The organism is Cryptosporangium minutisporangium (genome assembly GCF_039536245.1).
Lineage (GTDB): Bacteria > Actinomycetota > Actinomycetes > Mycobacteriales > Cryptosporangiaceae > Cryptosporangium > Cryptosporangium minutisporangium.
Map to the genome: position 1 here is coordinate 294706 of NZ_BAAAYN010000044.1, position 16762 is coordinate 311467.

The 16762-nt window shown below is 71.6% G+C and carries 23 protein-coding genes; 6 read left to right on the forward strand and 17 right to left on the reverse strand.

Features of this window, described 5'->3' with window-relative positions:
* Nucleotides 1-20: 20 nt before the first annotated feature.
* Complete coding sequence (locus tag ABEB28_RS31735; protein WP_345732052.1) at nucleotides 21-755, reverse strand: TioE family transcriptional regulator; 735 nt, start codon at nucleotides 753-755, stop codon at nucleotides 21-23.
* An 89-nt stretch (nucleotides 756-844) separates the two neighbouring features.
* Between ABEB28_RS31735 and ABEB28_RS31740 the strand changes: the two genes are divergently transcribed.
* The gene (locus tag ABEB28_RS31740; RefSeq protein ID WP_345731923.1) at nucleotides 845-2452 is read left to right on the forward strand and encodes a DUF6194 family protein; all 1608 of its coding nucleotides are present in this window, start codon (nucleotides 845-847) and stop codon (nucleotides 2450-2452) included.
* Between the two features lie 37 nt (nucleotides 2453-2489).
* Here the strand turns inward: ABEB28_RS31740 and ABEB28_RS31745 are convergent, their stop codons facing one another.
* Nucleotides 2490-2717 (reverse strand): hypothetical protein, encoded by a 228-nt coding sequence (locus ABEB28_RS31745; RefSeq protein WP_345731924.1) that lies wholly within the window; start codon nucleotides 2715-2717, stop codon nucleotides 2490-2492.
* Nucleotides 2718-2792: 75 nt separating this feature from the next.
* On the opposite strand from ABEB28_RS31745, the gene ABEB28_RS31750 reads away from it, so the two are divergent.
* Nucleotides 2793-3413: a TetR/AcrR family transcriptional regulator gene (locus ABEB28_RS31750; protein WP_345731925.1), complete on the forward strand. Its 621-nt coding sequence runs from the start codon at nucleotides 2793-2795 to the stop codon at nucleotides 3411-3413.
* On the opposite strand, the gene ABEB28_RS31755 is transcribed toward ABEB28_RS31750, so the two are convergent.
* From ABEB28_RS31755 to ABEB28_RS31765, 3 genes are all read right to left on the reverse strand, one after another.
* Nucleotides 3410-3982, reverse strand: a complete 573-nt coding sequence (locus ABEB28_RS31755) for a GNAT family N-acetyltransferase (protein ID WP_345731926.1) — start codon at nucleotides 3980-3982, stop codon at nucleotides 3410-3412. The two genes, ABEB28_RS31750 and ABEB28_RS31755, sit on opposite strands and share 4 nt — an antisense overlap.
* Nucleotides 3983-4032: 50 nt before the next feature.
* Nucleotides 4033-4851, reverse strand: a complete 819-nt coding sequence (locus tag ABEB28_RS31760; RefSeq protein ID WP_345731927.1) for an aldo/keto reductase — start codon at nucleotides 4849-4851, stop codon at nucleotides 4033-4035.
* A gap of 81 nt (nucleotides 4852-4932) precedes the next feature.
* On the reverse strand, nucleotides 4933-5325 hold the full coding sequence (locus tag ABEB28_RS31765) for a nuclear transport factor 2 family protein (protein ID WP_345731928.1): 393 nt from the start codon (nucleotides 5323-5325) through the stop codon (nucleotides 4933-4935).
* Between the two features lie 94 nt (nucleotides 5326-5419).
* Here ABEB28_RS31765 and ABEB28_RS31770 point away from each other — a divergent pair, with 94 nt between their 5' ends.
* On the forward strand, nucleotides 5420-5980 hold the full coding sequence (locus tag ABEB28_RS31770) for a PadR family transcriptional regulator (protein ID WP_345731929.1): 561 nt from the start codon (nucleotides 5420-5422) through the stop codon (nucleotides 5978-5980).
* 49 nt (nucleotides 5981-6029) lie between these two features.
* Nucleotides 6030-6248, forward strand: coding sequence for a hypothetical protein (locus tag ABEB28_RS31775; protein ID WP_345731930.1), 219 nt, complete (start codon nucleotides 6030-6032; stop codon nucleotides 6246-6248).
* A gap of 18 nt (nucleotides 6249-6266) precedes the next feature.
* Here the strand turns inward: ABEB28_RS31775 and ABEB28_RS31780 are convergent, their stop codons facing one another.
* Nucleotides 6267-6770: an NUDIX domain-containing protein gene (locus tag ABEB28_RS31780; RefSeq protein ID WP_345731931.1), complete on the reverse strand. Its 504-nt coding sequence runs from the start codon at nucleotides 6768-6770 to the stop codon at nucleotides 6267-6269.
* 45 nt (nucleotides 6771-6815) lie between these two features.
* Nucleotides 6816-7355, reverse strand: coding sequence for a CGNR zinc finger domain-containing protein (locus tag ABEB28_RS31785; protein WP_345731932.1), 540 nt, complete (start codon nucleotides 7353-7355; stop codon nucleotides 6816-6818).
* A 36-nt stretch (nucleotides 7356-7391) separates the two neighbouring features.
* On the opposite strand from ABEB28_RS31785, the gene ABEB28_RS31790 reads away from it, so the two are divergent.
* Nucleotides 7392-8393: an EamA family transporter gene (locus ABEB28_RS31790; protein ID WP_345731933.1), complete on the forward strand. Its 1002-nt coding sequence runs from the start codon at nucleotides 7392-7394 to the stop codon at nucleotides 8391-8393.
* 38 nt (nucleotides 8394-8431) lie between these two features.
* Nucleotides 8432-8734 (forward strand): hypothetical protein, encoded by a 303-nt coding sequence (locus ABEB28_RS31795; protein ID WP_345731934.1) that lies wholly within the window; start codon nucleotides 8432-8434, stop codon nucleotides 8732-8734.
* 2 nt (nucleotides 8735-8736) lie between these two features.
* Here the strand turns inward: ABEB28_RS31795 and ABEB28_RS31800 are convergent, their stop codons facing one another.
* The 10 genes from ABEB28_RS31800 to ABEB28_RS31845 form a co-directional block, all read right to left on the reverse strand.
* Nucleotides 8737-9141 carry a YkvA family protein gene (locus tag ABEB28_RS31800; RefSeq protein WP_345731935.1) on the reverse strand — a complete coding sequence of 135 codons (405 nt, stop codon included), beginning with the start codon at nucleotides 9139-9141 and terminating at the stop codon, nucleotides 8737-8739.
* A 94-nt stretch (nucleotides 9142-9235) separates the two neighbouring features.
* Entirely contained in the window at nucleotides 9236-9706 is a 471-nt protein-coding gene (locus ABEB28_RS31805; RefSeq protein WP_345731936.1) for a GNAT family N-acetyltransferase, read from the reverse strand.
* On the reverse strand, nucleotides 9703-10884 hold the full coding sequence (locus tag ABEB28_RS31810; RefSeq protein ID WP_345731937.1) for an MFS transporter: 1182 nt from the start codon (nucleotides 10882-10884) through the stop codon (nucleotides 9703-9705). Before ABEB28_RS31810 ends, ABEB28_RS31805 begins: the two co-directional genes overlap by 4 nt.
* Nucleotides 10874-11242, reverse strand: coding sequence for a hypothetical protein (locus ABEB28_RS31815; RefSeq protein ID WP_345731938.1), 369 nt, complete (start codon nucleotides 11240-11242; stop codon nucleotides 10874-10876). Before ABEB28_RS31815 ends, ABEB28_RS31810 begins: the two co-directional genes overlap by 11 nt.
* A 48-nt stretch (nucleotides 11243-11290) precedes the next feature.
* Complete coding sequence (locus tag ABEB28_RS31820) at nucleotides 11291-12217, reverse strand: helix-turn-helix domain-containing protein (protein WP_345731939.1); 927 nt, start codon at nucleotides 12215-12217, stop codon at nucleotides 11291-11293.
* Nucleotides 12218-12265: 48 nt separating this feature from the next.
* Complete coding sequence (locus tag ABEB28_RS31825) at nucleotides 12266-12898, reverse strand: ABC transporter (RefSeq protein WP_345731940.1); 633 nt, start codon at nucleotides 12896-12898, stop codon at nucleotides 12266-12268.
* Nucleotides 12892-14454, reverse strand: a complete 1563-nt coding sequence (locus ABEB28_RS31830) for a hypothetical protein (RefSeq protein WP_345731941.1) — start codon at nucleotides 14452-14454, stop codon at nucleotides 12892-12894. Before ABEB28_RS31830 ends, ABEB28_RS31825 begins: the two co-directional genes overlap by 7 nt.
* Entirely contained in the window at nucleotides 14451-15320 is an 870-nt protein-coding gene (locus ABEB28_RS31835) for an ABC transporter ATP-binding protein (RefSeq protein WP_345731942.1), read from the reverse strand. Before ABEB28_RS31835 ends, ABEB28_RS31830 begins: the two co-directional genes overlap by 4 nt.
* The gene (locus ABEB28_RS31840) at nucleotides 15317-16147 is read right to left on the reverse strand and encodes a cupin domain-containing protein (RefSeq protein WP_345731943.1); all 831 of its coding nucleotides are present in this window, start codon (nucleotides 16145-16147) and stop codon (nucleotides 15317-15319) included. Before ABEB28_RS31840 ends, ABEB28_RS31835 begins: the two co-directional genes overlap by 4 nt.
* On the reverse strand, nucleotides 16144-16686 hold the full coding sequence (locus tag ABEB28_RS31845) for an RNA polymerase sigma factor (protein WP_345731944.1): 543 nt from the start codon (nucleotides 16684-16686) through the stop codon (nucleotides 16144-16146). Before ABEB28_RS31845 ends, ABEB28_RS31840 begins: the two co-directional genes overlap by 4 nt.
* Nucleotides 16687-16762 lie beyond the last annotated feature (76 nt).

The following is a 16762-nucleotide window of genomic DNA, read 5'->3' on the forward strand; positions in this document are numbered from 1 at the left end:
CCCCGTCCTCCGTGGTGCTCTCACAAGGGAACACGCACGCGCGAACCGTCGGTTGCAGTCGAATTCACCTCGCGGAATCGCAGGTATTCGTCGAGCCGACCGGCCGCGGTGAGCATCGCCCGGCCCCGATCGACCAGCCGCTCGCGCCATCCGGCGAGCGAGGCGGCCAGCGCGTCGACCCCGCCGGCGGTGCGGACCTGGTCCAGCACCGTGGCGATGTGGTCGAGCAGGTAGCCGCCGCGTCGCAGCAGGTGGGCGAGCTCGGCGTCGCGGAGGTCGTCCGCGCGGTAGACGCGGTGCCGACTGACCCGATCGCGCTCTGGCCTGAGGATGCCGGCCCGCTCCCACTTGCGCAGCGTCGCCGGGTTCACGCCCAGCCGGTGGGCCACGGCACTGACTGGCAACGGACGATCCGGTCGGTCGTCCCGCGGTGTCACCAGCAAGCCGATCGCGGCCCCGACGGCGTCGAGTGTCTCGCGGTCGCGCAGGAGCTGGACGTGGCTGCGATCGACGGCGCGCAGAGCGTCGTCCACCGCGTTGTTGTTGACCGCGCGGAGGATCTCACCGCCGGTCGCGTACCCGTGCGCGGGAACCTGGGCGAGGTACGCGCGCAGCGCGATCGCGTGCAGGTCGGAGTAGATCCGGTAACCGCTGGCGGTGCGCTCGGCCGGCGGGAGCACACCCCGGTCTTCGTAGTTGCGGACGGCCTGAGCGGTCAAGCCGTGCTCGCGCGCGAGGTCCACCGGCCGGTAGATGTGTACTCCCGTTTGAGGCTTCAGGACGCTACTCCCAGCACTGCTTCGAGAAAGTCTCAATCGCTGGTTCAAAGATACGGTTCAAAGACATGGATACCGCACTGGAAGCCCTACTGGACAACGACCCAACGGTGCTGGCCGTCGGCGAGCCCACCCACGGCGAGCTGGCCTTCCCGCGGTGGCGCAACCGGCTCTTCGCGGAGTTGGTCGAGCGCGGGTTCCGGTCGATCGCGCTGGAGACCGACCGGGTGGCGGCGCTCGACGTGGACGCGTACGTCCGCGGTGACGTGGAGTCGCTGGCGCGGGACGGGTTCAGCCACAACTTCGGACAGCTGGCTCCGAACCGGGAGCTCGTCGAATGGATGCGCGAGTACAACACCTCCCATGACGAGCACCTCACGTTTTACGGTTTCGACGCTCCGCTCGAGCTGACGAGCGCTCCCAGCCCGCGGCGTCACCTGCAGGAGCTGTGCGCGTACGTCGCGCCCGAGCGGTGGGCGGAACTCGACGCGCTGCTCGGCGACGACGAGCCGTGGGACGAGGTGCTGGACGCGTCGAGGTCGTTGGGTACCTCGGCGCAGGCCGGGGCGCTCCGGGTAGCCGCCGACGATCTGATGACCGCGCTGTACGCGTCGGCTCCGCGGTTGGTGGCGGCGTCGTCGGTCGTGGCGTGGCGCCGTGCGCAGGCCTACGGCGTGGCCGCGCTCAGCCTGCTGCGGTACCACGCCCAGGCAGCGGTCGGCGGACCCGATCGGACGTCCCGGATGGCCGGGGTGCGCGACGCCTGCATGGCGAAGAACCTGCTCGACATCCGGAGCTTCGAGCAGCACCGGGGACCGACGCTCGTCTTCGCGCACAACCGTCACGTGCAGCGATACGGGAGCCGGTTGCTGCTGGGCGGCGCGGAGTTGGAGTGGAACAGCGCCGGGTCGATCGTCAGCACCCTGCTCGGCGACCGCTACGCGGTCGTGACCGGCAGCCTCGGCGAGGCGCCTACCGGAACGTACGAGGGCGCTCTGGACGCTCTGGGCGAGGGATTGTTCGACGTGACGCGCGTCCGTGAGGTCACCCAAGGGCTGAAGCCGCGGGACGACGTCAGCCCGGCGCAGGGGTACCTGCCGCTGGCCGCCGAGGATCTGGAGCACACCGACTTCGTCCTCCACCTGCCTCCTGCTCCGCGTCCGGCCGGGGACGAGCCGCGCGAGGAGGGCGCCGTGCCGCCGGGACCGTCGGCGAAGGATGCTGCCGCGCAGATGAGCCTGCTGCCGCACGTCACCACGGTGGTCGCGGACGAGGCCGGTGGCGCGCCGGAGAGCAACTGGGGCAACTACTTCTTCCTGATCGACGACGACCGCATGCGGCCGTTCGCCTCGATCGTCATCCGGAACATGCCCGGCTTCGACGAGGAGTCGCAGCTCGACCGGCAGGGCGTCTACCGGCTGAACCTGAACGTCGGCCGGGAGGAGTTCGAGCGGCTGTTCGGGTTCCCACCGCGCGAGTTCGAGGCCCGGCGCGGCGAGTTCGACTTCGCCGCGCTGGACGAGGTGATCCCCAATCCGATCTACGGCGCCCAGGGCTGGGTCAGCGTCCTCAACCCGAATCGGACACTGTCGGACGTGATCGGCCTGGTGGAGATCGCCCGCCGCAACGCCGTGGCCCGGCACCAACGGCGGGCCACGGCAGCCGGCGGGTCGTGATCGGCGGCTGCCGGCTCTGACGGTTCCGCCGGCGGGGTCAGGTCCTGGCCTTGCGGCGTTCGAGCAGCGTGATCGCGGCGATCGCCACGGCGAGGATCACGAGCGGGACGATCCACCGGGCCGCGCCGGGGTCGTCGCCGAAGACGAAGCGCAGGAGACCGCCCCGCCGGGTGCCGAGCGCGAACTGGATCAGCGGGATCACGCCGAGCGTGATGCCGAGGAAGAAGCAGAGGCCCTGCCAGCCGTCGATGGCCTTTCGGGTCATGAGCTCACCCCATTTCAATGCGACTGCATTGGGCGCCTTCGACGTTACCATGCGGTCGCATTGTTATGGTGGGTCGTGCCGCGCACCGCCGACCACGAACAGAACCGCACCGTCCTGAGCCGGGCGGCGTGGGACCTCATCGCGCGCGGCGGGCTGGAGTCGGTGTCGCTCCGGACCGTCGCCGCGCAGGCGGGCGTCTCGATGGGGCGGGTGCAGTACTACTTCGCCACCAAGGACGACCTGCTGCTCTACGCGCTGCGCGACGCGCACCGGCGGATGGAGCAGCGGATTGCTGCCCGATTGAGCATCGAGCCGGACGACGACCCGCGGGCGGCGCTGGTCGCGGTCCTCGATGAGCTGCTCGGCAGCGACCCGGAGACCCGGGACGCCATCCGCGTCCACCTGGCCTTCGCCGCGCGGGCCCGGGAGGACGAGCGGCTCGCCGAAGTTCTGGTGGAAGGCGACGACGAGCTGCTCGCGCTGGCGGTGCACGTCGTCGCGTCGGCGAAGGAGGCGGGCCGGGTCGGGCCGGACGTCGATCCGTCGCTCGACGGTCAGGCGCTGTGGGTGCTGGCGCGTGGGTTGGGGACGGACGTGGCGCTCTACCGGCTACCGATCGAACGGGCCCGCGCGATCCTCGCCCACGCGGTCGCCCGGGTCGCGCCTGACGCCAAGGCCCACGGTTCCCACGATTAGTGGTGGCCGACGGGGTCTCGCTGCGCGGCGCGCCACTCCGGGGCGAGGACCGACCACACCTCGATGTCGTAGCGCCGGCCGCGGTGGAGGTAGTTCTGGCGCAGGACTCCCTCGCGCGTCATACCCAGCCGGCGGGCGACCGCGACGCTCGCGTCGTTGCCCACCGACACCTGCCACTCGACGCGGTGGATGCCGCGCTCCTCGATCGCCCAGTCGATGATCAGCCGCGCCGCGCGGGTCACCAGCCCTTTGCCGACCGCGGCCGGCTCCAGCCAGCAGCCCGCTTCCGCGGTGCTCTGAGCGAGGTCCATCGTCCGGAACAACACGCCGCCGACCAAGGCCTTCGGAGTCCAGATGCCGTAGATGCGGCCGGTGTCGGTGGCGGCCTTCTCCGCGTACGACTGCAGAAACGATCGCGCGGAGGCCTGATCGGTGACCGCGTCCGCGAGCCCGATGAACCGGCCGATGAACTCGCGGCCGCGGTTGATGTGGGCGAGGAACTCCTCGGCGCGCCACGGCTCCAGCGGCTGCAACAGCGCCCCGTCGTCCCCCATCGGGACCGTGAACATCGCGTCCTCCTCGAGTCGGCGCTCACATCCTGCCAGGGGACGGCCCGGCGCTAGTGGAAGGCGGTGAGACGCTGCCGCTGGTCCTCGGTGAGCGACAGCGACGCGGCCGCGACGTTCTCCGCCAGGTGGTCGAGCGATGCGGTGCCGGGGATCGGCAGCATCATGGGCGACCGGTGGAGCAGCCAGGCGAGCGACACCTGGGCCGCCGTCGCGTCGAGCTCCGCGGCGACCGCGACGATCTCGGGGGCGTCCAGCAGCGGATGCACCGGACGCCACGGGAGGAACGCGATCCCGGCCTCGGTGCAGGCGTCGAGGACGGCGTCGTGCTCCCGGTCGAGGACGTTGTAGCGATTCTGGACGCTCGCGATCTCGGCGATCGAGCGGGCCTCGTCCAGCTGGTCGACGGTCACCTCGGACAGCCCGAGGTGACCGATCTTCCCGGCGAGCTGCAGCTCGCGCAGCGTCCCCACCTGGTCGGCCAACGGAACCTCGGGATCCACCCGGTGCAGCTGGAGAAGCTCCAGCCGATCCTGACGCAGTCGCCGGAGGCCTTCGTCGACCTGGTGGCGCAGGACCTCCGGGCGCCCGCACAGCTCGCCACCCTCCGGGGTGTTCACGACGCCGACCTTCGTCGTGATCAGCAACTCGTCGGGGTAGGGGTGGAGCGCCTCGGCGAGCAATTCCTCGTTGGCGCCCCACCCGTAGAGGTGCGCGGTGTCGATCAGCGTCACGCCCAGCTCCACCGCCCGGCGGGCGACGGCGATCGCAGTGCTGCGTTCGGCGGCCGGTTCGGTCGGCAGGCGCATGGCGCCGAAACCCAGGCGGTGGACGGTGCGGTCAGTTCCGATGCGGATCGTCGTCGGGGGCACGCGTCGATGATCCCGCTGTGGTCAACGCCGGCGAGCCGCGCCCCGGCAGGGAGTCGATCGACGGCGTGCGGCGAGTAGGCGTCAGCCGCTTTGCGCCTCGCGTCGGACGCGCTCGAACTCGGCGCCCATCGCCTCGGCCAGCGCGTGCGCGCCGGACAGCGGACGCACCATGACCGTCAGCTCGTCGATCAAGCCCTCGTCGTTCAGGTGCAGGAAGTCGCAGCCGTTGACGTCCTTGCCTCCCACGGTCGCCCGGAACACCAGCGCGTGGTCGCGACCGTCCGGGCTGGAGATCTCGCGCACGTAGTGCAGGTTCTCGAACACCCGCAGGGCGGCGCGCAGGATCGCAGCGGTCAGCGGCTTACCGGGGTACGGCTTGTACGCGACCGGGCTGTGGAACACGACGTCGTCGGCGAGTAGGGCTTCTGCGGCTGCCGCGTCACCCGACTCGGCGGCCTTGCGGAACGCTTCCATGGGTTCTCCCTATTCAACTTTTTGACTATGCGGCCGAGGGTATGAGCAGGAGCGGTCCCCTGTCCATAGTCGCTTTGTTGACTAAGATTCACGCATGGCACTGCGGGATGCGGTCATGGCCGCACTGCTCGGCGGCGAAGCGTCGGGCTACGACTTGGCCAAGGTGTTCGACGCTTCGGTGGCCAACTTCTGGCTGGCGACACCGCAGCAGCTCTATCGCGAGCTCGACCGGATGGAGGCCGACGGGCTCGTCCGCGCGCGCGTCGTCGAGCAGGAGCGACGTCCGAACAAGCGCCTGTTCTCCCTCACCGAGGCTGGGCTGGAAGCGCTGCACCGCTTCACCACCGAACCGGCCAGGCCCGGCGTGATCCGCGACGACCTCCTGGTGAAGGTCGCGGCCGTGGACGCCGGGGACAGCGCCGCCGTCCAGGAGGCGATCCGCGAGCGTCTGACGTGGGCGGAGGCGAAGGTGGCGTTCTACGAGCGGCAGCGCACCCGGCTGCTGGACGGCCGCTTCGAGGACGAGTTCCTCGCCGAGGCCGAACGCGTGGGGCCGTACCTGACGCTCATGCGCGGGCTGTCGTTCGAGCGGGAGAACGTGCGCTGGTGCGAGCGCGCCCTCACCGTCCTCGAGCGTCGAGTTGCGCCACGATGACGGAGAAATCAATACGACGTATGGGCGTCTTTCTGGCCATACTGGATCGATGAATGACGAACGGGAGCTCTGGGAAGTGCGGGTGGGCTTCGTCGCCACCGAGCAGCAGGCCGAGCAGCTGAAGGAGCAGATCGCGCGGCTGCTCTGCCCGGAGCCCGACCACGCGCCGCCGTGCCGGCTGCCCTGGCAGATCGTGCTGTCGCGCCCGGACGACACAGAGGTCTACGAGTCCGTGCTCATCCAGGACCGCATCGAACACCGAGCCTGAAAGTCGAACCAGTAGCGCTCACTCCCGGTAGAGGTAGCTGATCGCGCCGCTGCGCTGGGCTTCCAGAGCGGCGTCCAGCCGGGCCGAGACCAGCGGGAGCAATCGTCGCCGGGCCTCCTCCGGCTCGCAGAACCGGTAGGCGGTGACCTCGCCGTCCACCAGGCGGATGTCGGCGGCCTGATCCCCGGTGAGCGTTCCGCCGTCGAACACGAACGCGAGGATGTCGTCCCAAGGCTCGTGCGGCGGAATCCAGTCGACGACGAGCAGCTGCCCCGGCGTCCGGTCGAGCCCTAATTCCTCTCGCAGCTCCCGGGCCGCGGCGAGGTGTGGCGCCTCGTTGACCTCCACCATGCCGCCGGGGAGGTCCCAACCGAGCTTGTAGTGCGGATCGACGAGCAGGATCCGCCCCGCCTCGTCGCGGATCACCAGGTCGGCGGTGACGCGCTTCCGAGGCAGTCGGACCACACCCTCGCCGAGATAGGACTGCCACTCCAGAGCCGTCGGCTCGGCCTCCACGTTCACGCTCCCCGGTTACGGCCGTCACGCCGAGGCCCAGCGTAGGGCCGGTCAGCGACCGGCTTTGCGAGCGCGGTACGCCGCCACGTTCGTGCGATTTCCGCAGCCACCGTCGCAGAACCGCCGCGACCGGTTCTTGGAGAGGTCGACCAGGACGTCGTCGCAGTCGTCCGCGGCGCAGACCCGCAGGCGCCCCAGCTCGTCCATGCGGACGACGTCCACCATCGCCATCGCGGTCTCGACCAGGATCCGGACCGCCAGGTCGGCCTCGGCCGAGATCGCGTGCAGGTGATAGTCCCAGGTGTCGTGCCGGACCAGCTGCGGAAGCGCGCCGGTCTCCCGCAGCATCGCGTTCGTCTCGGCGACGACCTCGTCACGGTCGGCGTGCCAGAGCCGCTCCAGTCGCGGCCGCACCGCCCGCACGGCCTCGAACTCCGCCTGGTCACCGGCGATCCGGCCGGAGTAACTCCAGCGTTCGACGAACGCGACGACGTCGGCCGGACCTGCGAGAGCGTCCGGGGTCGGGTGTGCGGTGTTCACCAGCTCGGCGGCCGCGACGAGGGCCGCCTCGGTGTCATGAGCAAAAAGCACCTTGACTCCTTACCGAAGGGCTCCTAGGTTCGGGTCATGAGTGTAACGAGGATTGCCTCTTACGCCGACCGGCGCCGTGGTGTCGTGGGTCTCGGCCTCGCGCTGGTCTCCGCCGTCGCGTTCGGCACGGCCGGCAGCTTCGGCGGCGCGCTGATGTCGTCCGGCTGGACGTCCGGCGCGGTGGTGACCACCCGCATCTCGCTCGCCGCGCTGATCCTGACCGGACCGGCGCTGTTCGCGCTGCGCGGCCGATGGCGGGCGCTGCGGTCGAGCCTGGGTGTCGTCGCGCTCTACGGTGCGGTCGCGGTCGCCGGCTGCCAGCTGTTCTTCTTCAATGCGGTGCAGCGACTCGACGTCGGCGTCGCGCTCTTGCTGGAGTACATGGGCATCGTGCTCGTGGTGTTCTGGATGTGGGTTCGCCACCGTCGGCGTCCGCGCTGGTTGACGCTGCTGGGCGTGGTCGCGGCGGTACTGGGGCTGGTGCTCGTGCTCGATCCGTCCGGGGGCCTGGACGCCGTCGGTGTGATCTGGGGTCTGCTCGCCGGCACCGGGCTGGCCGTGTACTTCGTGCTCTCGGCCCGGCAGGACGACGCGGTGCCGCCGCTCGTCGTCGCCTGGGGCGGCATGGTCGTCGGCGCGCTGACACTTGGCGCGTTCGCGCTGTTCGGCGCGTTGCCGGTGCACGCGGCGACCACCGATGTCGAGCTGTTCGGGCGAAACATGAGCTGGCTGGTGCCGGTGCTGGGGCTGTCGGTCGTCGCGGCCGCGATCGCCTACACGGCCGGCGTGGGCGCGGCCCGGCTGCTCGGTGCGACCGTGGCGTCGTTCGTCGGGCTGACCGAGGTGCTGTTCGCGGTCCTGTTCGCCGCGCTGTCGGTCGGCCAGGTCCCCGGCGCGCTGCAGTTGGTCGGTGGGTTGGTCGTGCTGGTCGGCGTCGCCCTGGTCCGAGCGACCGAAAGCAGCCCGACCGAAGGTGGGGAAGCCGCTGCGGTTCCGCCCGCGGCCGACGCGGCTCCGCCGGCAAAAATCGGGGTCTGAGGGACTGAAATGTCGGAGCCGGGTGGTACACCGAAGGCATGACTACGGTCGTGGAGGCCTTCGCCAGCGTTGCCGCCCAGGTCGTGGAGCGGTTCGTCGGGCGGAACGGACGGGTACGCGGTTCGGCCGTCGTCCACGCCGTGCACCCCGAACGCTGGCTGGGGGAGATCCGGGTTCCGGCGCCGGCGTGCCGGGTGGGTGTGGCCGGGTTCGAGCTCGACGCGCTGGTACCGACCGACGATCCGGTGACGTGCGCCCGGTGCTTGCAGAGCGGGCAGCACAGCACCGTCAACAGCGCGGGCCCGCGCCAGCTCGCGCTCTGGGAGGCCGAGAACCCGTGACCTCACGGCGGCGGTAGCCGGCAGAGGCGGTGGAGCGTGGCCAGGCCCGCGGGGGTGCCCGGCCAGTGGCGGGCCAACGCGTCGGGGCCGGCCGCTCGCGCCACCGAGCGCAGCGCCAACGCCACGACGACCGCGTCGTCGGCGTACCCGATCACCGGGAGGAAGTCGGGAACGAGGTCGATCGGCAGCAGCAGGTAACCCAGCAGCAGCGCGAGCCGCACGCGGACACCCCGGCCCAGCGTGCGGTCGGCCGCCAGCCGCCGCAGCAGCCGGAGGACGTCCGGCAGCAGGCGCATCGTCTCCCGCAGCGTCACCGGATCGCCGCGTCGGCTCGCGATCCAGAGCGCGCCGACCAGCAGCAGCCAGACGAGCAGCAGCCCACCGGCCACGCCGAGAAGAACGCGCATCAGGATCTGGCTGCCCGAGTTCGGTCCACGGCGGCGTCGAAGCCGCTCACCATGTCGGCGTCCCAGGACGAGGCGTCCAGCCACAGGCCGGGGATCAGGATGACGTCCATGCCCCGAGATCCTTACGCAAATGAACCAGGTCCACACCGGGGCGGAGTGCGGTGCGGTGTGTTTCGACGTAACCGTGCCGGATGTAGAGGCGGAGGTTGCCCTCGCTGAGATGTCCGGTGAACAGCGCCGCGGCGGCCACACCGGACGCCTGCTCGATCGCGTCCAGCAGGCGCGAACCGACGCCGCGGCCCTGCTGGTCCGGCGCGACCGTGAGGCGACCGACGTGGACGGTGCCGTCCTCCACCCGGGCGCGTACCGCACCGACGATGCGGTGACCGGCGACCGCCTTGAGCGCCAGTGACCCGGCGAGCTCGGATTCCAGCTCCGCCAGCGTCTGGACGAGCGGCGGCAGGTTCGGGTCGCCGTAGAGGCGTGCCTCGGTGACGTACGCCGCGCGCTGCAGCGTGAGCAGCTCCCCGGCGTCCGCGGCGGCGACCGGGAGGATGTCGATCATGCGTCTGCCTTCGGGGGGCGGAGTGTGGTGGCGAGCAAGCCGGCGACGGCGAGGAGCACGGCGACGCTGATCAGCGCGCGCCGGAGCGACTCGTGGTCGCCGAAGAAGCCGATCAGGGGCGGTCCGGCGAGGAAACCGCAGTAGCCGATCGAGCCGATGACGCTCACTCGTCGGGCGGCCAGGCGAGGCTCGTCGGCACCGGCGCTCATGCCGACCGGGAAGCCCAGCGACGTCCCGATGCCCCAGAGCAGTACCCCGACGAACGCGACCGGGGCGACCGGACCGGCCACGAAGAGGAGAACGCCGACCACCGCCACCACCGCCAGCGTGCGCACCACCGGCACCCGGCCGTACCGGTCGAGAAGGCCGGGGCCGATCCAGCGGGCAGCGGTCATCGCCGCGAGGAACGTCGCGAACGCCAGCGTCCCGATCGTGTCCGATGTCGAGTACCCGTCGATCATCGTGATGCCGATCCAGTCGTTGCCCGCTCCCTCGGCGAACGCGAACGCCAGCACGGCCGCGCCGATCAGCAGAGTGCGCGGTTCCCGCCAGGCGTCGATGGCCCGTCCGGCCACGGGCTCCTCGTCGGCGTCCACGTCCGGTACGAACGCCCGGACGCCGACCGGGACGACGATCCCGACCAGCACGGCGACGACGCTCAGGTGGACGACGACCGGAACGCCCGCGGCGACGACCACCGTGCTGACCAGCGCGCCCGCCACGGTGCCTGCGCTCCACCCGGCGTGGAACCGGGGCATGATCGACCGGCCGGCCAACCGCTCGGCGACCGCGGCCTGAACGTTCATCCCGACGTCCCAGATGCCGTTCGCGAAGCCCACCAGGAACAGCCCGACCACTACCGGCGCGACGCCGGCGAGCTGACCGAACGCGATCGCCAGCAGCCCCACGGTGGTGAGCAGCGCCATCGCGGCCACGGTCCGGCGCGACGTGAAGCGGGAGACCACCCAGCCGGCGAGCGGAAGTGCGACGACCGAACCGAAAGCCAGGCAGAGCAGCACCAGCCCGAGGCGCGAGGCGTCCAGATCGAGGCGGTCGCGGACCTGCGGAATCCGTGCCGCCCAGCTCGCCATGATGAAGCCGGAGACGGCGAAGGCGAGGTAGGTGGCGCGAACGGCCCCGGTGACTTCCGCCTGGCGAACGTCCCGGTCAACCGCCATGCGGAACGTCTCCGGATCCCGCCGGGAGTTTTCGCTGGCCCGGCAGGGCGGTGGGCTCGGCGTACTCGTCGAGCCGCTCGGCGACCATCTGTCCGAACAACCCGCTGAGGCGGCCGCACTCCCGGCACTGGAAGTTGGCGTCCATCTGGTGGCTGCCGCAGTGATCGCAGCGTCCGTGATCGCGTGGGTCGTGGTAGGCCCGCAACGCCTCGGCCAGTGCGCGCGCGACCGGTGCGCGCACGGTCAGACGTACGCCGTTGACGTCGAGTTCGGTGTGGATCGGCGCATCCGGCTCGTACCTGTCGGTCCGGGCGACGAATTCGACCAGTGCGGTCAGGACGTCATCGGAAGCGGGCATATTCACACCTAACCAGGTTCACTCATCGCTCGGCACACGGCGGAAGTCTCACCCGGCCGCCGTCCGGGCCCGGAGCGCAGCGACGAACCAGGTCAGCGCGGGGCCGACGGGGTCAGGTGGTGACCATCCGTTCACCACCGAGAGCAGCTGCTCGTACCGCTCCCGGTGCGGGTCGTTTGCGATCTCCAGCCGAGCGAGCAGGCGTTTCCGCAGGTGCGGGCTGTCCGGCTCACCGGTGACACCGGCGTACGCGGTCACCACCGCGGCGACCAGCTCGTCGGCGGCGGACGAGGCGGGCGGGATCGCGGTGGCGGTGGGCGGCAGGTGGTCCCGGACGACGGCGACGGCCTCCGGGCGGGGAAGCGTGCCTGGTGCGCGGTCCTGGGCGTGACGCCCGGCCAGCCGGCGCATCCGCTCCCGGAACTCGGGGTCCTGGACCAGGCCGACGAGCTCGACCCAGGCGTCGACCTGGGCCGGAGTGGGCCCGTCCGGCAGCTCCGGGGTCAGCGAGCGACGAATCCCGACGAAAGCCGGGTCGGCGTCGTCCAGCCCGTCGAACGTCGCGGCGAGGAAGTCGTCGACCAGGCGACGCCGTTCGTCCTCGGACAGTGCGGCGAGTCGGTGCACCAGGCTCATCTCCTCGGTGGTGGGCCCGTGCTTCGCGATCGCGACGAGCAGGGCGCGGCGGAAGCGCAGCGTGCGGATCTGGACGTCGAGTGCCTCGGCGTGCGCGGTCGCGACGTCGGCCAGCGTGATCTCGCGGTCGAGGATTTGGCGGATCGTGGCCAGGTCGACGCCGAGGTCGCGGAGGCTGCGCACCAGGTCGAGGCGGGCGGCGGCGTCCTCGTCGTAGACGCGGTGGCCGGCGGCGTTCCGGCTGGACGGTGGCACGACGCCGCGATCGGCGTAGAAGCGGATGGCCTTCACCGTGAGCCCGGTGCGCCGGGCCAGGTCGCCGATCGAGTAGAGCTCCACGAGCCGTAGCCTCGCGCCTCCCCTCGGGGGAGGCGCAAGCTAGCCGGCCTAGCGCCGCACGATCGCTCCGATCAGCAGTGCCGCGCCCGCACCGGCGAGCACGACGCCCCAGCGGTCGTGCGCGGCGGCCCAGGCCGGATCGGTGACCCCGACGAACAGCGCCACGCCCCGCGGGAGCAGCGCCGCCGCACCGACGACCACCAGCAGGGCCGGAGCGGTGATCGCGCTGGCCACCCCACGCTCGGCCAGCCGGTACCCGGCCACCGCGAGCGCGAGCGCGAGGACGATGATCGTCGCCGCCTCGAGCGTCGTGCCGGGCAGGAGCAGCAGATCTCCGACGCCCTCCTCGGCGCCGGTCAGCACGATCGTCAGTGCCACGACCCACCAGACGGCGGCGACGCCGAGCGCGAGCCCTACCCGGAGTGCGGTGGTCACCCAGGCCGGTCCGGGAACCACCAGGGTCGTGGGTTTCGACGGGTCGTCGAGCAGGAACACCGCACCGATACCCGCGCAGACGGCGGCCAGCCGGAGTTGCAGCGTGAGCGATTCGGGGTCGAGCGCGGTGTTCAGCGCGGCCGGCACGGCGAGCAGGAGGAGCCCGGCAGCCGCCGCGAGGAGGAACGGTCCGGTGCGGGCGGCGCGGACGGTCGGCCACGCTGCGGCCAGCGCGAACCTCAGCACTGCATCCGCTCCGCGGCCGGGAGCTGCGGGGCGGCCGGGACACCGACGAGCGCGGCGAACCGATTCGCGTCGGTCCCGGGCGCGATCAGCTCGTCCCAGTGCTGCCGCACCACCTTCGGCGCGTCCGGCTTGTCGAGCAGCGCGAGCCCGGCGGCGGCGTCCGCATCCGGGACGCTGAGCATCGAGAAGCCGCTGGAGTCACCGAGCACCAGTGAGTTCCAGCTGGTCTCGTCCAACTCGCGCAGTCCGTCGGCGGTTCGCTCCGATGCCTGGCCGACCAGCCAGATCAGCAGCGCGCCTCGAGACCCGCACACCGGAAGCCCGCTCCGCCAGGACCCGCCGGTGATCAGCCGATAGGCGACCGCGCCGGCGAACACCGCCGCCGCCTTGTCGTCGCCCCACTGGGTGCCGACCGGAACGGCCTCCGGCGTGCCCGCGGCGACGTTCGCCTGCTCGACGGCCTCGGCGCGGGCCACGTCTTCCTCGTGCGTAACCACCGTGCCGTCCTCCGGATAGCCGACCGCCAGAACCCGCTGCCGGACGGCGAGTGGCGGGCCGGCCACCTCCGGCACCGCCCTGCGGACGCTCCGGAGCACGGCGTCCCAGTCCTCGATCCACGGCGCGAAGTCGTCGAATGCGCAGTACCGCACGTCCGAGACGGTTCGGCAGGTCTGTACCGACGCCGGGTCGTTGGTCGCCGCGAGTCGTGCCTCGCGTACCGACGGGTCGGTGCGGAACTGCGTGGCCGCGCCTCCGGCCAGCACGATCAGTGTCAGGGCCCCCGCCACCCACATCCGACGCGCACCGGATCGCACCAGCGCGAGCAAGGCGAGCGCCCCGATCAACCCCACCAGGTACAGCAGGTGTCGTCCGGCCGGCCGCTCCAGCAGCTCGAACGGAACCGGCATCGGGAACTCCGGCGAGATGATCGGTAGCAACAGTCGCCACCGCACTTCGGACGCTGCGCCGACCGGAGCGATGAACGCACACGACGTGAGCACCAGCGCCACCAGCGGTGCCACCACGGCCGAGCGGACGATCCGCGCGAGCAGCACACCCACCGTGCCGAGCAGCGCGACGACCGCCGGGCCGGTGAGCAGGTCGGCCCAGTTCACCACCCCGGCGGCGCCCGGGAGAGCGGCGAGCACGCCCGCGCGCACCGCCACCAGGACGACGGCCAACCCGGTCGGCGCGAGTACCGCCACCAGCAGTGCTCCGGTCCGCCACGACTGCGGCAGCACGAGCACGTCGAACAGCGCGTCGGCGCGGTGCCGGTGCGCGCGTAACGCGGCGAAGTTGGCCGCGACGAGTGCTCCGTTACCCAGCACCAGCAGCGAGAGGAACTGCACCGTCACGGCGTCCTCGTGCAGCACCGGGTAGCGGTTGATCGATCCGCTCACCCATCCGTATATCCACGGTGCGAGGAACAGCACCGCCGCCACGATGGTGATCGGCGACCGCAGCAGCTTGACGGCCTCGACCCGGGCCAGCGCCCGCAGGGCCCGGCTCCGATCCGGCGTCACGTCCTGGGACGGCGGTGTCAGCACCGCGGTCATCGGGCACCGGCCGCGGCCAGGTCCACCAGCGTCAGGTAACCGTCCTCCAACGTCGGGTCGATCAGCTCTGCCCCGGGCGGCGGATCGCCGACGTGCCGGAACAGGCCCGTGCCGGTCCGCCAGGACACCAGCGCGTTCGGCTCCCGCTCGCTGCTCGTCCAGACCCGGCCGCTGGCGAGCGCGGTCAGGTCGGCCGGCGAGCCGCTGAACCGCACCCCGCCGTGGTCCAGGACGATCACCTCGCGGCAGAGCGAGGTGACGTCCTCGGTCTGATGAGTGGAGAGCAGGACCGTGCGTTCCTCGGCGATCTCGGCGACGAGTTCCCGGAAGCGCATGCGCTGTTCCGGGTCGAGGCCGACGGTCGGCTCGTCGAGGATGAGGACGTCCGGATCGCCGACCAGCGCCGCCGCCAGGGCGACTCGCTGGCGGGAGCCGCCGGAGAGCGTCCGGATCCGATCACCGCGCCGGTCGCTCAGGCCGACTGCGTCCAGCGCACGCCGAACCTCGGCGTGCCTGCTCCGCCGGTCGGTCAGCTCCTTGAGGATCGCGACGTAGTCGACGAACTCGAACGCGGTGAACGAGCGGTGGAACCCGGGATCCTGCGGCAGGTATCCGATCCGACGCCGGGCGGCCAGCCGGCCGGAGCCGGTCAGCGGGTCGTGCCCGAAGATCCGCAGGTTCCCCGAGTCCGGGGTCACCGCGGTCGCGACGATCCGCAGCAACGTCGTCTTGCCTGCTCCGTTCGGACCGAGCAGACCGGTCACGCCGGTGCCCAGGGTGAACGAGACGTCGTCGAGCGCCACCGTCCGTCCGTAGCGGAGCGAGAGACCGGTCGCACGGACGGCGAAATCGGTCGACGTGGTCATCGAGGCCTCCAGGCGGTCGGACGGGTGCGGTCGAACGCGGCGATCTGGTGCCGCAGGGCTATCGCCGCGACGAGGGCGGCTGCGGCGATGGCGGACTGTCCGGCCACCGAGTACGGCGCCGAGGACGTGGAGTGCAGTGCGTCGGTGCTGAAGACCACGCCGAACCAGCCGAGCCCGACCACCGCGGCGGCCGGTACCGAGCCGAGGCGCGGCGTCAGGAGCAGCGTCACGATGGTCAGGGCCAGCGACGGCAGGAACCAGCCGACGATCCGGAGGCCGTACTCGGCCATCGTCAGGCTGGCGGCGGCCGCCAGGACGGTGTTGGCCGAGAGCACGGCCGCGCAGCGGAGAAGGAGCAGGCGGAACGTGGAGAACGGGGCGACGACCGTGGTCTCGTAGGTCGGGTCGATGCCCGGCCCGAACGAGACAGCGACGCCGATCAGCGGCAGCAGCGGTGTCAGCGCGAGGAATACGACCGGATCGACGTACTGGGCCAGCAGGGCGGCGAGTGTGAGCGTCACGGCGACCGCGGTGAGCCAGGACCCCCGCAGCGCCGGGGTCGCCGCGAGCAGTCGCCCGGTGTACTCCGGGACGCCGCACGCGACCAGCAACCGCTCGATCGCCCCGGGCCGCGGTGCGTCCAGTTCGGCGTCGAGCCGCTCCCAACCGGCGTCGACCACGGTCGGTCCGGCGACGGCGCTCAGTTCGTCCCGGCAGGTTGCGCACGCCGCGACGTGCGCCTCCACCGACCACAGGGCGGGCACCGGCAGGGTGCCTGCGGCGTACCCGGCCAGGTCGGCTTGCGATACGTGCCACCGTGAGTTCATGCCAGCTCCTGGCGCAGCTGCCGGCGGGCTCGCATCGCCCGCGTCTTGACGGTTCCGGGTGGGATGCCGAGCAGGACCGCGGCCTCGCGGGTGGTCAGCCCGTCGAGCACGGTGGCCTGCAGGACGGCGCGTAACTCCGGTGAGAGCCGCGCGAGCGCCCCCGCGAGATCGCCGTGCTGGACGCCGCGCAGCACGACGTCCTCGGCGGAGGGTTCCGGGCCGCCGCGGAACCGGGTCATCAGCTGGCGCAGGCGCTCCTTGGCGCTCTGCCTGCGCAGGGCGTCGACCAGGCGACGGGAGCCGATCCGCCACAGCCATCCGGTGACGTCACCCTGCTCGCGGTAGCGCGCGGCGCCGCCCCGCCAAATACCCAGGAACGTCTCCTGGACGACGTCGTCGACCACCGCGTGGTCGTCGCACCGGTGCCGCAGGCGCAGCACGAGCCAGCCGGCGTGGCGGCGGTAGAACGCCTCGAACGCGGCGCGCTCACCGGCCGCTGCCCGCGCCAGCAGCTCGGCGTCGCTCGGCGAAGTGTCCACACCCCAACATCGCACTCACCCGACCGAACGGTTCACGGCTTCGCGAGGCAGCCACCGCCCCGAAGGCGCGACAACC

What these genes read in the sequence shown, in the direction of transcription:
- ABEB28_RS31770 (WP_345731929.1), top strand. Translation starts at nt 5,420, where the DNA reads ATGGCACTGCGGGATGCGGTCATGGCCGCACTGCTCGGCGGCGAAGCG.
- ABEB28_RS31840 (WP_345731943.1), bottom strand. Translation starts at nt 16,147, where the DNA reads ATGAACTCACGGTGGCACGTATCGCAAGCCGACCTGGCCGGGTACGCC.
- ABEB28_RS31790 (WP_345731933.1), top strand. Translation starts at nt 7,392, where the DNA reads ATGAGTGTAACGAGGATTGCCTCTTACGCCGACCGGCGCCGTGGTGTC.
- ABEB28_RS31745 (WP_345731924.1), bottom strand. Translation starts at nt 2,717, where the DNA reads ATGACCCGAAAGGCCATCGACGGCTGGCAGGGCCTCTGCTTCTTCCTC.
- ABEB28_RS31805 (WP_345731936.1), bottom strand. Translation starts at nt 9,706, where the DNA reads ATGATCGACATCCTCCCGGTCGCCGCCGCGGACGCCGGGGAGCTGCTC.
- ABEB28_RS31815 (WP_345731938.1), bottom strand. Translation starts at nt 11,242, where the DNA reads ATGCCCGCTTCCGATGACGTCCTGACCGCACTGGTCGAATTCGTCGCC.
- ABEB28_RS31755 (WP_345731926.1), bottom strand. Translation starts at nt 3,982, where the DNA reads ATGTTCACGGTCCCGATGGGGGACGACGGGGCGCTGTTGCAGCCGCTG.
- ABEB28_RS31765 (WP_345731928.1), bottom strand. Translation starts at nt 5,325, where the DNA reads ATGGAAGCGTTCCGCAAGGCCGCCGAGTCGGGTGACGCGGCAGCCGCA.
- ABEB28_RS31810 (WP_345731937.1), bottom strand. Translation starts at nt 10,884, where the DNA reads ATGGCGGTTGACCGGGACGTTCGCCAGGCGGAAGTCACCGGGGCCGTT.
- ABEB28_RS31835 (WP_345731942.1), bottom strand. Translation starts at nt 15,320, where the DNA reads ATGACCACGTCGACCGATTTCGCCGTCCGTGCGACCGGTCTCTCGCTC.
- ABEB28_RS31795 (WP_345731934.1), top strand. Translation starts at nt 8,432, where the DNA reads ATGACTACGGTCGTGGAGGCCTTCGCCAGCGTTGCCGCCCAGGTCGTG.
- ABEB28_RS31830 (WP_345731941.1), bottom strand. Translation starts at nt 14,454, where the DNA reads ATGACCGCGGTGCTGACACCGCCGTCCCAGGACGTGACGCCGGATCGG.
- ABEB28_RS31775 (WP_345731930.1), top strand. Translation starts at nt 6,030, where the DNA reads ATGAATGACGAACGGGAGCTCTGGGAAGTGCGGGTGGGCTTCGTCGCC.
- ABEB28_RS31800 (WP_345731935.1), bottom strand. Translation starts at nt 9,141, where the DNA reads ATGCGCGTTCTTCTCGGCGTGGCCGGTGGGCTGCTGCTCGTCTGGCTG.
- ABEB28_RS31740 (WP_345731923.1), top strand. Translation starts at nt 845, where the DNA reads ATGGATACCGCACTGGAAGCCCTACTGGACAACGACCCAACGGTGCTG.